General features: G+C 45.7%; 13 protein-coding genes. 8 read left to right on the forward strand and 5 right to left on the reverse strand.

Features of this window, described 5'->3' with window-relative positions:
* Positions 1 to 37 precede the first annotated feature (37 nt).
* Positions 38 to 736 (reverse strand): tRNA (adenosine(37)-N6)-threonylcarbamoyltransferase complex dimerization subunit type 1 TsaB, encoded by a 699-nt coding sequence (gene tsaB, locus ACPYIV_RS09555; RefSeq protein ID WP_425886409.1) that lies wholly within the window; start codon positions 734 to 736, stop codon positions 38 to 40.
* Between the two features lie 108 nt (positions 737 to 844).
* Between tsaB and ACPYIV_RS09560 the strand changes: the two genes are divergently transcribed.
* The 7 genes from ACPYIV_RS09560 to ACPYIV_RS09590 all read left to right on the forward strand — a co-directional run bounded on the left by ACPYIV_RS09560 (position 845) and on the right by ACPYIV_RS09590 (position 7,245).
* Positions 845 to 1,717, forward strand: coding sequence for a YicC/YloC family endoribonuclease (locus tag ACPYIV_RS09560; RefSeq protein WP_293734031.1), 873 nt, complete (start codon positions 845 to 847; stop codon positions 1,715 to 1,717).
* A 9-nt stretch (positions 1,718 to 1,726) separates the two neighbouring features.
* On the forward strand, positions 1,727 to 2,296 hold the full coding sequence (gene gmk, locus ACPYIV_RS09565; protein ID WP_293734030.1) for a guanylate kinase: 570 nt from the start codon (positions 1,727 to 1,729) through the stop codon (positions 2,294 to 2,296).
* A complete protein-coding gene (locus tag ACPYIV_RS09570; RefSeq protein ID WP_293734029.1) occupies positions 2,293 to 2,466 on the forward strand; it encodes a hypothetical protein in 174 nt (57 codons plus the stop codon). Before gmk ends, ACPYIV_RS09570 begins: the two co-directional genes overlap by 4 nt.
* Positions 2,451 to 3,062: a nicotinate (nicotinamide) nucleotide adenylyltransferase gene (nadD, locus tag ACPYIV_RS09575; RefSeq protein WP_425886410.1), complete on the forward strand. Its 612-nt coding sequence runs from the start codon at positions 2,451 to 2,453 to the stop codon at positions 3,060 to 3,062. The genes ACPYIV_RS09570 and nadD overlap by 16 nt, the downstream gene beginning before the upstream one ends.
* 90 nt (positions 3,063 to 3,152) lie before the next feature.
* Positions 3,153 to 4,883 (forward strand): lysine--tRNA ligase, encoded by a 1,731-nt coding sequence (lysS, locus tag ACPYIV_RS09580; RefSeq protein ID WP_301704634.1) that lies wholly within the window; start codon positions 3,153 to 3,155, stop codon positions 4,881 to 4,883.
* A gap of 12 nt (positions 4,884 to 4,895) precedes the next feature.
* On the forward strand, positions 4,896 to 5,891 hold the full coding sequence (locus ACPYIV_RS09585; protein ID WP_293734026.1) for an NAD(P)H-dependent glycerol-3-phosphate dehydrogenase: 996 nt from the start codon (positions 4,896 to 4,898) through the stop codon (positions 5,889 to 5,891).
* A 10-nt stretch (positions 5,892 to 5,901) separates the two neighbouring features.
* The gene (locus ACPYIV_RS09590; protein ID WP_293734025.1) at positions 5,902 to 7,245 is read left to right on the forward strand and encodes a glucose-6-phosphate isomerase; all 1,344 of its coding nucleotides are present in this window, start codon (positions 5,902 to 5,904) and stop codon (positions 7,243 to 7,245) included.
* A 186-nt stretch (positions 7,246 to 7,431) separates the two neighbouring features.
* Here the strand turns inward: ACPYIV_RS09590 and ACPYIV_RS09595 are convergent, their stop codons facing one another.
* Together ACPYIV_RS09595 and ACPYIV_RS09600 are read right to left on the reverse strand one after the other, a co-directional pair.
* The gene (locus ACPYIV_RS09595; protein ID WP_425883030.1) at positions 7,432 to 8,790 is read right to left on the reverse strand and encodes a transposase; all 1,359 of its coding nucleotides are present in this window, start codon (positions 8,788 to 8,790) and stop codon (positions 7,432 to 7,434) included.
* Positions 8,791 to 9,059: 269 nt separating this feature from the next.
* Entirely contained in the window at positions 9,060 to 9,668 is a 609-nt protein-coding gene (locus ACPYIV_RS09600) for a hypothetical protein (protein ID WP_299359797.1), read from the reverse strand.
* A gap of 119 nt (positions 9,669 to 9,787) precedes the next feature.
* On the opposite strand from ACPYIV_RS09600, the gene ACPYIV_RS09605 reads away from it, so the two are divergent.
* The gene (locus tag ACPYIV_RS09605) at positions 9,788 to 10,546 is read left to right on the forward strand and encodes an HAD-IA family hydrolase (protein WP_425886411.1); all 759 of its coding nucleotides are present in this window, start codon (positions 9,788 to 9,790) and stop codon (positions 10,544 to 10,546) included.
* A gap of 40 nt (positions 10,547 to 10,586) precedes the next feature.
* Here the strand turns inward: ACPYIV_RS09605 and ACPYIV_RS09610 are convergent, their stop codons facing one another.
* Both ACPYIV_RS09610 and ACPYIV_RS09615 read right to left on the reverse strand, forming a co-directional pair.
* Positions 10,587 to 11,474, reverse strand: a complete 888-nt coding sequence (locus ACPYIV_RS09610) for a sugar phosphate isomerase/epimerase family protein (protein ID WP_293734022.1) — start codon at positions 11,472 to 11,474, stop codon at positions 10,587 to 10,589.
* A 163-nt stretch (positions 11,475 to 11,637) separates the two neighbouring features.
* Positions 11,638 to 12,879: an ABC transporter permease gene (locus ACPYIV_RS09615; protein WP_425886412.1), complete on the reverse strand. Its 1,242-nt coding sequence runs from the start codon at positions 12,877 to 12,879 to the stop codon at positions 11,638 to 11,640.
* Between the last annotated feature and the right edge of the window lie 9 nt (positions 12,880 to 12,888).

A 12,888-nucleotide genomic window follows, 5' to 3' on the forward strand; every position in this document is an offset into this window, starting at 1 on the left:
GGTTTACTTTTGTCCGTGCGAAATAGTTTAGAAAAATTTAGTTTCCCAACACCTTATTCTTCGCAACCGTCGCCTGGAACTCTTTCAGATAGAACGGTTCGAAGTAAGCGGTATCTTCGAACCTGCCGGCGGCAAAGGCTTGTTCTGCCAGCGAAACCATGTTTACGGCGAGGGGATGGATGTCTTCGATGAAAATGGCGTTCGGAGAAGTGATGACCGGTTTGCATTTGGAAGCACCGTTACCAACGAAACAAACGTTGCCTTTTTCCAGGTAAGAAGCATATGTGCCGGCATCCACAATATCGGCAGCCGTCTCGCGGACAGGCTTCAAAGATGCATCGTAGATAGCGGCATAAACCTCCATCCGGCGGGCATCCAGCATGGCGCAATAGAGGCAACCGTCAATAGCCTTATTCTCTTTAATGGCAGTAGCAGCTATGATATCCAATGTATGAATACCGATCAGAGGAATACCGAAACCAAAACAAAGACCTTTAGCAACAGACACCCCGATACGCAAGCCGGTATAGGAACCAGGACCGCTACTGACCGCAACGGCATCCAGCTTACCACCTTTCTCTTTCAGCACGGAAAGAGCTTCTTCGACAAATACGCCTAACAAGGCGGCATGCGAAGGACCGTCGAATGAGGCCTTCTCAAAAAGGACTTCACCGTCCGTAGACAACGCTACAGAACAAACAGAAGTCGATGTTTCGATATTTAATATACAGGACATAATTAATTGCCAATCTTGATTACGGATACAAAAGTATAAAAACATAACTGTAATCACATGATCTAAATTGATTTTATTAACTATCTTTGCAATCTAATTTTTAGAACAATGATACAATCAATGACAGGATTCGGTAAGGTTACAGCCGAACTCCCTTCTAAAAAAGTAACCGTAGAAATAAAGGCTCTGAACAGCAAGCAACTGGATTTGTCTACCCGTATTCCTTCTGCCTACAAAGAAAAAGAGATGCAAATACGAAGTTTGTTACTCCAGTCGCTTGAACGTGGAAAGGTCGAATTTAATATATTCATCGAGTATATTGGTAAAGACACGCCTACACAGATCAACCTGGCTGCGGTGGAAAATTACTACACTCAAATCAAAGATATTGCCGACAAACTAAACATCGGACTTCCCGCCGACTGGTTCCAGACATTGCTCCGAATGCCGGACGTGATCAAGACGGAAGCCCAGGAAGTGAACGAAGAGGAATGGAACGTGGTTGAGAACGCAATCAAAGAAGCCATCCAACACCTCTGCGATTTCCGTATCCAGGAAGGCGCCATGTTGCAAAAGTTGTTTGAGCAGAAAATCGCCAATATAGGCCGCCTGCTTTCAGAAGTTGAACTCTACGAAAAGGAACGGATCGAAAAGGTCAAAACCCGTATCATGGACAACCTCGAAAAGATTGCCGGACAGGATTACGACAAGAACCGCTTCGAACAGGAGATGATCTATTACATCGAAAAGTTGGATGTAAACGAAGAGAAGAACCGCCTGGACAATCATTTGAAATACTATATCAGCACGATGGAAAGCGGACACGGACAAGGTAAAAAGCTCGGTTTCATCGCCCAGGAAATGGGACGTGAGATCAACACCCTCGGTTCGAAAAGCAACCATGCCGAGATGCAAAAGATCGTCGTCCAGATGAAAGACGAACTGGAACAGATCAAAGAACAAGTATTAAACGTATTATAAAACCGATATATGGCTGGCAAACTGATCATATTCTCCGCACCGTCAGGTTCGGGCAAATCAACTATCATCAATTTCCTGCTAAAGCAGAATCTGAACCTGCATTTCTCCATCTCGGCTACCAGCCGGGCCCCGCGCGGAACGGAAAAAGACGGAGTGGAGTATTATTTCCTTACGCCGGACGAATTCCGTACACGTATCGCGGCAGGTGATTTTCTGGAATACGAAGAGGTCTATACCGATAAATATTACGGTACACTGAAAAGTGAAGTGGAAAGACGGCTGGTAGGCGGCGATAACGTCATATTCGATGTCGATGTTGTAGGCGGTTGCAACATCAAGAAATTTTATGGAGACCGTGCCCTGTCGGTCTTTATCCAGCCCCCCTCGATCGAAGACCTGCGCAGACGCCTGGAAGGACGTGGCACGGATACTTCGGAGGTAATCGAAAGCCGCATTGCCAAAGCTGCGTTCGAACTGGGTTTTGCCGACAAGTTTGACGTTATCGTGGTGAACGACAAACTGGAAACGGCACAAGCAGAAGCATTGAAAGTGATAAAAGAATTTCTTGAGAAAGCATGAACGGTAAGAAATTATCCAAGAAGTGGCTATATACATTCATCGGTATAGCATTTGTCGCTCTTGCCACTTGTATAGCCGCTTTGTATTATAAGGAATATATCATTGCAACCGGTACCGGTCTGGTATTCGGTGCACAGGTCATAAACATCATCAAGTGGAAACGGGACTGAAAGAAAATACGGCAGGCAAACGTAAAACCGGTATTTATTCAGGTTCGTTCAATCCGGTTCACATCGGCCACCTGGCATTAGCCAACTGGCTATGTGAATTCACGGAATTGGACGAAATATGGTTCTTGATCACCCCACACAACCCGCTAAAAGAGAAGGAAGAATTGATAGACGACCGACTCCGCTACGAGTTGGTAAAGAAATCTATTGCCGGCTATCCTAAATTCCACGCCAGCGACTTCGAGTTTTCCCTGCCTCAACCCACTTATACCATCAACACGCTCCGGGCATTGGAAGCGAGTTATCCGGATCGTGAATTCTACTTCATTATGGGTGCGGACAATTGGAAATATATCAACCGGTGGTTAGAATACGAGGCCATCATTTTCAATTATCCGATCTTCATTTATCCGCGCAAAGGATTCGATGTCGAAATACCGGCACTATATCCACGTGTAAAAAAGGTTGACGCCCCTCTGATCGAAATATCCTCAACCTTTATACGTGAAGCATTCGAAGCTGGAAAAGATGTCCGTTTTTTCCTGCCCGAGGCTATACGTAACCAGCCTTTTCCATTACAAAACAATACCTTTTAAGAACATAAAGCGTAAAGTCGCATACGTTTTTAGTCAATAAGTAAGAAAAGTTTTGTACTTTTGCGCCGTATTATACAAAATAATAGCGTAATGAATCTATTAGAACTGAGTGAACAGGAAATCATAAGACGTAACAGCATGGAGCAGTTACGCCAGATGGGGATAGAGCCTTATCCCGCAGCTGAGTATGTAACGAACGCATTTTCCAAAGAGATAAAAGAGAACTTTAAAGACGATGCAGAGCCCCGTCCCGTACGTATTGCCGGCCGTATCATGAGCCGCCGTATCATGGGAAAGGCATCCTTCATGGAATTGCAGGATTCAGAAGGCAGAATACAGGTTTACATCTCTCGTGATGACATTTGCCCGGAAGAAAACAAAGATCTGTATAACATCGTTTTCAAGAAGTTGCTGGATATCGGCGACATTATCGGAATCAAAGGTTTCGTGTTCCGTACACAGATGGGCGAGATCTCTGTTCATGCACAGGAACTGACCGTATTATCCAAATCACTCAAGCCGCTACCGGTTGTCAAATATAAAGACGGCGTAGCTTATGACGGGTTCAACGACCCGGAAATGCGTTACCGCCAACGCTATGTCGACTTGGTGGTAAACGACGGCGTAAAAGATATTTTCATGAAACGCGCAGCTGTTATCAAAACGATGCGCGCCGCTTTAGACGAAGCCGGGTATACAGAGGTAGAAACTCCGATCCTCCAATCTATCCCCGGAGGTGCAAGTGCACGTCCGTTTATCACGCATCATAACTCGCTGGACATCGGCCTCTATCTGCGTATCGCTACCGAATTGTATCTGAAACGATTGATCGTCGGTGGTTTCGAGGGCGTTTACGAAATCGGTAAGAACTTCCGTAACGAAGGTATGGATCGTACGCACAATCCGGAATTCACCTGTATGGAACTTTACGTTCAATATAAAGACTATAACTGGATGATGAGTTTCACCGAACAACTACTGGAACGTATCTGTATTGCCGTCAATGGCACAAGCGAAAGCGTAGTCGACGGCAAGACCATCAGTTTCAAAGCTCCCTACCGCCGTTTGCCGATCCTGGATGCCATCCAGGAAAAGACAGGCTACGATTTGAACGGCAAGAGCGAAGATGAGATCCGCGCAATTTGCAAGGAGTTGAACATGGAAATTGATGATACAATGGGTAAAGGAAAACTGATCGACGAAATCTTCGGCGAGTTTTGCGAAGGTACGTTTATCCAGCCAACTTTCATCATCGACTATCCGGTCGAAATGAGCCCGCTCACCAAGATGCACCGGAGCAAACCTGGATTGACCGAACGTTTCGAGTTGATGGTCAACGGCAAAGAAGTGGCAAATGCCTATAGCGAGCTGAACGATCCGATCGATCAAGAAGAACGCTTCAAAGAGCAATTGCGCCTGAGCGAAAAGGGAGACGACGAAGCGATGTTCATCGACCAGGATTTCTTACGCTCCTTGCAATTCGGTATGCCCCCGACGTCCGGTATCGGCATCGGCATCGACCGCCTGGTGATGTTGATGACAGGCCAGACGACTATCCAGGAAGTATTGCTCTTCCCGCAAATGCGTCCGGAAAAAACCGTAAAAAAGGATGCCGCAGACAAATACGCCGCATTGGGTATCGACGAAGCTTGGGTTCCCGCTTTGCAAAAAGCCGGATATATCACGACCGACACGTTGGCCGATGTCAACCCCAACAAATTGAGACAAGAGCTCTGCGAGATGAATAAGAAATACAAACTGGAATTGCAAAACCCCGCCGCCGAAGAAGTGGAGGCATGGATTGCCAACGCAGCCAAATAATAGAATAATACTATGAAGTTGCCCGGAAAAATTGCAATAATGGGAGGCGGTAGCTGGGCTACCGCCTTAGCCAAGATTGTACTTTCTACACAAGATAGTATTAACTGGTATATGCGTCGGCCAGACCAGGTGGAAGAGTTTTTGCTATTGGGACATAACCCCAGCTACCTGTCCGCCGTCAAATTCGATACCGACAAAATTAAATTCTACACGGATATCAACGAAGTAATCAAAGATTCGGATACCCTGATTTTCGCCACTCCGTCTCCTTTCCTGAAGCAACATTTGATGAAGGTCACGACCTCTATGCAGGATAAATTCATCATTTCGGCCATCAAGGGAATCGTGCCGGACGAAAATATGCTCGTAGCCGATTATTTTGCCGAATACTACAATGTTCCGATAGACAATATCGCCGTTATCGGTGGCCCATGCCATGCCGAAGAGATCGCACTCGAACGGTTGTCCTATATCACGCTGGCTTGTCCGAATATCGAGAACGCAAGAGCTTTCTCTTCCGTATTCAAGAACCAGTACCTGAACAACTCCTGCTGTAAAGATGTTACAGGTATTGAATATGCTTCCGTATTGAAAAACGTATATGCCATCGTCGCAGGTATCTGCCACGGCATGAAATACGGAGACAACTTTCTGGCGGTTTTCATCTGCAACGCGATCGAAGAGATGCGTAACTTCCTTAATGCCGTACATGGCCTGGAACGGGATGTGACAGATTCGGTATATCTCGGCGACCTGTTGGTAACCGCATATTCCCGCTTCAGCCGAAACCGTACGTTCGGGACCATGATCGGGAAAGGCTATTCCGTGAAAATAGCCCAACTCGAAATGGAGATGATTGCCGAGGGATATTACGGGACTAAATGTATCCGTGAGATAAATGAAAAATATAAAGTAAACATGCCGATCCTGGATACTTTATATAGTATTCTATACGAAAAGAAATCGCCGACTACCGCGATACGGCAGTTGACTGAAACATTTAAATAATAATGTAAATATGAAGAACATCAGTCTTAACATTGACAAAGCGCTGGGTACTGTAACGAAAGAACAGGTGTACGCTCAGGCGGCAAAGGCTAACGAATGTAACGCCACTTTACAAAATGGTAATGGAGCAGGTAACGACTTTTTAGGTTGGTTGCACCTCCCCTCTTCTATTACAGATGCTGAATTGACAGACATCGAAAATACAGCTAACGTGCTTCGCTCCAAATGTGAAGTTGTTGTTGCCATCGGTATTGGCGGTAGCTATCTGGGGACAAAAGCAGTGGTTGAAGCCTTGAACAATAGCTTCGACTGGTTACATACGGACCGTAAAAATCCGATTCTGGTATATGCCGGACACAATATCGGCGAAGATTACCTGTATGAACTTTGCGAAATCCTGAAAGGCAAACAATTCGGCTTGATCAATATCTCCAAATCCGGTACGACAACCGAACCAGCACTGGCTTTCCGTATGCTGAAAAAGCAATTGGAAGATGCCGTCGGCAAAGAAGAAGCCAAACACCGTATCGTTGCCATCACGGACGCTAAAAGAGGCGCTCTCCGTACGCTGGCTGATCAGGAAGGCTATAAGACATTTATCATTCCTGACAATGTAGGCGGCCGTTTCTCTGTACTGACTCCGGTTGGTTTGTTGCCTATCGCCGTTGCCGGTATCAGCATCCGCGACCTGGTTGCCGGAGCCGTATCGATGGAAAAAGCAACAGATGTAAGCGTTCCTTTTGCTGAAAACATGGCGGAAATCTACGCTGCTACACGCAACGAATTATATAAGAGCGGCAAGAAGGTTGAAATCCTCGCTAACTTCCACCCGAAACTCCACTACATCGCTGAATGGTGGAAACAATTATACGGTGAAAGCGAAGGTAAGGACGGCAAGGGTATTTTCCCGGCTTCCGTCGACCTGACGACCGACCTGCATTCTATGGGTCAGTGGATCCAGGATGGAGAACGTACGATCTTCGAAACCGTTATATCTGTTGAAGAACCGACTCACAAGGTGCTTGTCCCGACAGACGATGCGAACCTGGACGGCCTGAACTTCCTCGCCGGCAAACGTGTTGACGAAGTGAACAAGATGGCAGAACTGGGTACCCAGTTGGCTCACGTAGACGGTGGTGTTCCGAACCTGAAGATCACAATGCCGGAAGTAAACCCTTACTACATCGGCCAGTTGTTCTACTTCTTCGAAAGAGCTTGTGGCATCAGCGGTTATATGTTAGGTGTAAACCCGTTCGATCAACCGGGTGTAGAAGCCTACAAAAAGAACATGTTCGCCCTACTGAACAAACCGGGGTACGAAAAGGAAAGCGAAGCGATCCGCGCACGGTTGTAATTAATAAGGGACATTCAGTAAATGTCTTTAAAAACATAAAATGGCATATGAAGATGCTTTGTTCATATCATCTCATATGCCATTTTTATTATCTATTCTTTCTCTCTGACCTAAAATCTTCTCCTTTCGGGCACGATGTTCCGGAAGAAGCCTGGGACTTCTTCTAATAGATTCTTTATACTTATGCTATGCAGCTCTCTTCTGTCTGTTTTTGATTTTATCAATCATCAATATGGCGTTTGCCGTATGTATTCCAAAGAAAATCCACAGGATTTCTGTTTTCCTGTTCCGTGCTTTGACTTTCGATAGCGAGTAATGCTGTTTTTGCGTACCGAAACTGCCTTCAAGCCTGGTGGCTCTTTCCCTTGAGAGTTCACTCCTGAGAACCTTCCTCACCCGCTCATCCTTCGCGACCCTTCCCTTGCGTACAAAGGAGGTTGATATCCCATATTTTGTACAGAACTTCCTGTTGGCATTATTGGCGTATATGGAATCGGCGGCCACACACCTGACCCTTACATTCATCAACTTCTGATGCATACGGATACAATCCTTCAAGCGTATGCCCTCATTGAATGCCTTGAAAGAGACGTGCTCGATGAACGAGATCCCGTCTATCTGTATGTTATTAACCTTTGCGCCGAACTCTACAGATTTTACCTCCTTGCCCCTTACGATAGGGCGTACGTAATGACGGTCAATACTGACAATACGGTCACTGACCTTCCTGCCTTCAAAGAGTTCCTTTTCCTGTACAAGGACCTTTCTGATGATGGAAAGCCGCTTCTGATAATCCTGTGTATATGTGAGTGAAGAGCCGTATTCTCTGTGAATGTCATCCCGTTGTATGATGAGTTTTTCCAGGAGTCTGATCATGCGACGCCTCAGCATCCTTGTCCTTGAAGCCTTCCTCTTTCTTTTCTTGCAATAGGATAGATAGGATACTGCAACATCCGCATATTTGTTACGGGGACGCCTTATGCCGAGTTGCCCACAATGTATGCGGATATGCCGGTAGAGCCATTCGATGCTTTCCCAAAGGAGCTTCATGTCCGTAGGGAAACGCATATGACTTTCATAGCATGTGGCATCGGTCATGCATACGTGAAGGTTCTCAAGATAAGGCTTCCAGTGTGAGGCAAGGATTTTCTGAAGGGAGTCGATGTCAAGACGGGATGCTATCTCATTACGGACAGCACTGATTATCTTGTAGTTCGTTATAGGGCAGGACGGGTCTATCATGATACCACAGAACAACTGATAGTGTATGTTTCCGTTAAGATGTTCTACCAATAACCTGTCAGAGAATCCGGTGTAAGCCTTCAGTACCATAAGGGCTATCTTCGAGGAAGGACTGAAACTGTTCCTGCGACCCAAGCGGGATTGTGAAAGGCCTATCTCTTTGGCTATGCTCTCGAACGGAAACACGGAATGAAGACTGCCAAGTTCACTCGCATGAAAACTCTTACGATATTTTTCCAGAATATCGAATTCTGTAAACCCTAAAGTAGGGTGAATTTCTGAAATATTTTGTATCTTCGCCATATCTTAGTGTGGATATTTCCCCCGTTTTGGCCGTCAAACCGTATTTTACGGGGGAATACCTAAAGATACAAAAAAGCCAACTAATTCGCAATACTTTTAGTATGAATTAGTTGGCTAATTTTATAGGATTTACTGAATATCCCTAATAAATACACAAGTTTTAGGCACGGATTTCACGGATCTACACGGATTAAGTTATTTTTCTTTCCGTGTTTTCCGTGTAATCCGTGCCTAAATTATATCTATTAATAAGCGAAATAAACTCAGTCTTACATCCTATAGCGCAACCCTGCCATCGCCGTACCCATATGTCCGAAACCGACCTCCACAAAACCGGCGATCTGGCGGCCGACTTCGATTCCTATCGGGGAAACCTGATACATAAAGAAAGCCTTCGTAGCGGTTTTTTCTTCCGGGCGCGATTCGGTATTGATATAAGTGGCTTTTGTAGTTGCGATGGCGACTCCGGCATTTATACGGGAATAGAGCGTGATGAAATTATAGTTATACCAATTATATTTGAGGGAAGGACAAATGGAATGGAAAGAATTATAGAAATCTCCCACCAACTTCGTATCGCGGACAATCCGTTTGTCGCTGTTCGTATACGAATAGACAACCCCTAACCCAAGATTTTCATCCGGATAAAAGAGATAACTGATGTTCAGGGCGCCGAACTTGCCCTTATCATCAAACAAATCCGCACCGGTAGAGGAGGCCGGATTAAAATAGTCTTCATAATAACTCATCAAGTCTGCAACCGGCAGGCCACCATAACTTAACGATACCTCATGTTGCAAATCTGTCCAATTTTGGGCTTTCGCCTGATAACTCAGGGCACACAACACCGCTGCTAACAACAATAAACCCTTTTTCATACTCTTCTGATTTTATTGGTAATTATTATGGCCCGAACGCCGGGATACTTGTACCAAAGGTAAAAATTTCTACAAGATTTTAATAACTTTGCAGAAGTTTTTTAAGCGTAAAAAAAGAAATGATTCAAGAAGCAATCGCTCGATATCTGCAAAAGGAGCAACAAACATCCCTTTCTCCCAAGGCCGTACTTTTCGATATGGATGGTGTCCTTTACGATTCCATGCGTTTTCACGCCCGTGCCTGGTACGAGACGGCCACCCGTCACCAGTTGATCTCCACACCGGAACTATTCTACCTATATGAAGGCCGGACCGGCGAAAGCACGATCAACGAACTCTATCAAAAGACTTTCCAACGCGATGCGACCGATAAAGAAAAGAAGACCATCTACGAAGAAAAAGCGGTCTTATTCAATCAATATAATGACGGAAAAGCCATGCAGGGGGCTGCCGAAGTACTGAAAGCAGTGAAAGCCTTCGGTTTGCAAACACTCGTCGTAACCGGTTCCGGACAACACAGCCTACTGAATAAGCTGGAACATACCTATCCGGGCTACTTCAAACGGGAAAAGATGGTGACGGCCTTTGACGTAAAACTGGGTAAGCCCCATCCCGAACCCTATCTGATGGGCTTGGAGAAAGCAGGCGTCGAGGCCCATGAAGCCATTGTCGTAGAGAACGCTCCGATGGGCGTACAAGCAGGAGTAGCAGCCGGTATTTTCACTATAGCGGTCAATACCGGACCGCTGAACGACTCGGTATTGCTGGATGCCGGCGCCGACCTGCTTTATCCAGGCATGACGGCTTTAGCGGAGGATTGGGAGAATATTATGCTTGCGATCAAGGCCACAAAAGATAATAAAAAAAGATGGTGTTAACACACCATCTTTTCACAAACCTTTATAACGCAAAAACTCCTTATTTCACATAATCTGCCTTATTCAGGTAATCATAGCTCTGCTGGACGCTAGCTACCGGATCGTTCTGGGTATATTGTTCGACTTCAACATACCAGTCTTTGATATTGTTTGCATACATCTGGTCAAAGATAGGTTTGAAATTCATCTTGCCGCTTGCGCCGATTTCCTTCTCATCTTTGATATGGACTGCCTTGAACTGGCTCGGACGGTTCTTCAAGTAAGCAACCGGATCGCCACCGCCTTCCTGTACCCAATACACATCCATTTCGAAGAATACATGGTTCGGACTTACATTATCCAGCAGGAAGTCATAGATCAACTGGCCGTCGATTTTACGGAATTCAAAAGCATGGTTGTGATAACCGAATGCGATGCTGGCGGCAGCCGTTTTGTAACCAACAGTATTGAAATAGTCACAATACATCTTCAGGTCGTCCAAAGTCGTTTTGTCAGTAACCGGCATCCAAGGCTGAACCATATATTTGACACCTAATTCGTTATGAGCGGCAATAGCCTGATCCCACCAACTCATTACTTCTGCCTCTTTTTCTTTGGTAAACTCTTGTCCCAAGTGGGCGCTCGTGCATTTCATACCTAAGTCGTTCACTATCTTCTTGAATTCGGCGGGGGCCATACCGTAAACCTTGCCATTATCATAGCCGGCTGTTTCAAGATTCTTATACCCCATCTTGGAAGCTGTTTCCAAAACTTTCTGGATTCCTTCTTCTTTTACAAGGTCTCTTAAAGAATATAGCTGAAGCCCAATGTTCTTCGAAGACTCGGAAGCGGATGCTTTACCGGCACAAGAAGATAACAACTGAGGCATCACCATACCCCCTGCAAGCATTAACGAAGCTTGCTTTAAAAAGTCACGTCTGTTCTGCATAGTACTAAAAAAATTAAGTTTGCTTGAGAATTTTCACAAAAGTAAAACTATATTCGATGGATTCTAACATAATAACGTTAAAATGATCAAAACAGAGTCACAAAAAGTTCCTTCCTTCTTTTACCGTCTTCTTAAGAGGGCGGCAAAGGAGAATAAAAACCTGCTAAGAAGACGGAAGGATATCCTCAATATCTTCGCTAAGGGAACGGTGGCTACGGATAATTTGGAAACGGTAGATAATGAGGGCCAGTACGAAGTAGACGCCTGCTTGAATCCATAACGTATGATATTCATGCATCACCTCGCTAAGGGTTGCCCCGCAAGTATTGATACGGATGAATCCCTGGATCCCGGGCGTCGAGGGGAATAGATATCCGACTGCCTGCCAGAACGGAGGGATCGCCTCTTTCGGCCAAGACACGCCGGAGATGAAAATCAGTATCACGGACGTAAAGACAAACACCAGCATAGGAGCTTCGCGAGTCGTCATAAAACCGGACAGGGTCATGGCAAAGAAAATCGAGGCAAACAGGTACGGCAGGATGAACACCAAGACCGTGACCGGATCTCCTACCTGAGGCAGGGAGAACAACTTCGGCACAATAGCCAACACCCAAATACAGACAACTACATATATAAGTATATATGTCAAAGACTTGCCCAGCACGATGCGCAACGTCCCGTTAAAATGCCGGCTAACCGGAACAAGGCAATGGAAGCGGTTCTTCTCACGAGCCGTCCCTCCCAACATACCGATGCCTAAAACCAAAGTCTGCTGGATGACCAGGATCAGGATGGCGGGAACCAGGAAACTGGCAAAGCCATTCTGCGTATTGAAGAGAGTCACAGACTCATAGGGGATCGGATCAACCGTTATCTCCTCCTCTTTTACTGTCCCCTTAAAAGGACGGCGAGCGAGGGAGATTTCTTTCCCAAGATCGAGCGACACTTCCGTCGTTGCCAACAGGAACGCCTTATAAAACAAGAGGCTACTCATATCGCAATACAAGGGAAGCGTCGTTTGCTTTCCCGTATGCAAATCCTTACTAAACTCGGTCGGGAAATAGAGGATCCCATAGGCCTCCTTCCTATCCAACATCCGCCGGGCCTCTTCCATGTCCGTCGAGACAGCGACCACCCTGACATCGGGCGTAGCGTTCACACGGCGAGTGAACTCGCGGCTCAGATAGGAGTCGGACTGGTCCACGACCACCATCTTCGCCTCATGCACCACTTCGTTATTATAAATAAAGGAATAGAGCAACGGATAGGCAAACGGCACCAGGAAAAAGAAGATCAGCACCCCCTCGTCCTTGAAGACATTCTTCAATTCGTCTTTCCAGATGTAAAAGGTATCCAGAATTCCTTCTTTTATTATATATCGTAAACGATGTTCTCTTTTCATTTCTTTCTG

Source organism: Parabacteroides vesiculifaciens, assembly GCF_049860805.1.
GTDB lineage: Bacteria > Bacteroidota > Bacteroidia > Bacteroidales > Tannerellaceae > Parabacteroides.

Bases quoted from the DNA above. Each gene is read 5' to 3' on its own strand.
- tsaB (WP_425886409.1), bottom strand. From the start codon at position 736: ATGTCCTGTATATTAAATATCGAAACATCGACTTCTGTTTGTTCTGTA.
- ACPYIV_RS09560 (WP_293734031.1), top strand. From the start codon at position 845: ATGATACAATCAATGACAGGATTCGGTAAGGTTACAGCCGAACTCCCT.
- gmk (WP_293734030.1), top strand. From the start codon at position 1,727: ATGGCTGGCAAACTGATCATATTCTCCGCACCGTCAGGTTCGGGCAAA.
- ACPYIV_RS09570 (WP_293734029.1), top strand. From the start codon at position 2,293: ATGAACGGTAAGAAATTATCCAAGAAGTGGCTATATACATTCATCGGT.
- lysS (WP_301704634.1), top strand. From the start codon at position 3,153: ATGAATCTATTAGAACTGAGTGAACAGGAAATCATAAGACGTAACAGC.
- ACPYIV_RS09585 (WP_293734026.1), top strand. From the start codon at position 4,896: ATGAAGTTGCCCGGAAAAATTGCAATAATGGGAGGCGGTAGCTGGGCT.
- ACPYIV_RS09590 (WP_293734025.1), top strand. From the start codon at position 5,902: ATGAAGAACATCAGTCTTAACATTGACAAAGCGCTGGGTACTGTAACG.
- ACPYIV_RS09595 (WP_425883030.1), bottom strand. From the start codon at position 8,790: ATGGCGAAGATACAAAATATTTCAGAAATTCACCCTACTTTAGGGTTT.
- ACPYIV_RS09600 (WP_299359797.1), bottom strand. From the start codon at position 9,668: ATGAAAAAGGGTTTATTGTTGTTAGCAGCGGTGTTGTGTGCCCTGAGT.
- ACPYIV_RS09605 (WP_425886411.1), top strand. From the start codon at position 9,788: ATGATTCAAGAAGCAATCGCTCGATATCTGCAAAAGGAGCAACAAACA.
- ACPYIV_RS09610 (WP_293734022.1), bottom strand. From the start codon at position 11,474: ATGCAGAACAGACGTGACTTTTTAAAGCAAGCTTCGTTAATGCTTGCA.
- ACPYIV_RS09615 (WP_425886412.1), bottom strand. From the start codon at position 12,879: ATGAAAAGAGAACATCGTTTACGATATATAATAAAAGAAGGAATTCTG.